1 protein-coding gene is annotated in these 238 nt (G+C 70.6%); it reads right to left on the bottom strand.

All coding sequences use genetic code 11. The features are described 5' to 3' along the window. The coding region (locus SB772_RS45325) for an ATP-binding cassette domain-containing protein (RefSeq protein ID WP_410839193.1) at positions 1-238 on the bottom strand (238 nt) is incomplete at both ends.

The following is a 238-nucleotide window of genomic DNA, read 5'->3' as shown; positions in this document are numbered from 1 at the left end:
CGCGGGAAACAGCTTGCGTCCCTCGGGGCAGTGGATCACGCCCGCGCGCACCACCTCGGCGGGACGCTTGCCGACGAGGTCGACGTCCTTGAGCCGGATACGCCCGGCGCTCGCGCGCGTGAGCGCACTGGCCGCGCGAAAGATCGAACTTTTGCCCGCGCCGTTCGCGCCGAGCAGCACCACGAGTTCGCCTTCGTCGGCGCGCAGATTGATGCCGTGCAGCGCGCGAAAGCTGCCG

The sequence above is a fragment of the Paraburkholderia sp. SIMBA_030 genome (genome assembly GCF_046535245.1).
In the GTDB taxonomy this organism is placed as follows: domain Bacteria; phylum Pseudomonadota; class Gammaproteobacteria; order Burkholderiales; family Burkholderiaceae; genus Paraburkholderia.
Note: the sequence above shows the minus strand (reverse complement) of the source record. Positions and strands in the feature narration are given on the sequence as shown.